The organism is Vibrio sp. 1401, assembly GCF_033340295.1.
On the sequence record NZ_JAWOWF010000736.1, the window covers coordinates 1 to 545 of the forward strand.

A 545-nucleotide genomic window follows, 5' to 3' on the forward strand; every position below is an offset into this window, starting at 1 on the left:
GTCGAGTTGATTGGTGTCGGTGTACTTTATGCGTTCATCAGTTATTTGGCGCGTGTGACCGAACCTCTGATTGAAATGACCCAACAACTTGCACTTTTACAACAAGCGTTGGTGTCGAGTGAACGTGTTTTTGAGTTGATTGATGCGAAGCCACAAACTTACGGTGACGATCATAAACCACTTAAAACGGGCTCAATTGAGCTAAGTAATCTGACGTTCAGTTATGATGGCAAGCAAGATGTATTGAAAGACATCTCCTTGAAAGCCGCTCATCAAGATTTTATCGCGCTGGTCGGCCATACGGGCAGCGGCAAGAGCACGTTAGCATCTTTGCTCATGGGCTTTTATCCAACCAATGTGGGCGAGTTATTGATTGATGGGCGGCCACTTAATACATTGGGTAAAGACGTACTTCGCAAAGACGTAGCAATGGTTCAACAAGATCCGCACATTCTCCCAGCCTCTGTACGTGAGAACATTTCTCTTAGCCGAGCAGTGAGCGATGAGCAGATATGGGATGCGTTAGATAAGGTAGGTTTATCAGA

The 545-nt window shown here is 45.7% G+C and carries 1 protein-coding gene; it reads left to right on the forward strand.

What is annotated here, in order from left to right; genetic code table 11:
* Nucleotides 1-545: ATP-binding cassette domain-containing protein (locus tag R7Z77_RS27865; protein ID WP_318137372.1), on the forward strand; the 545-nt coding region annotated here is incomplete at both ends.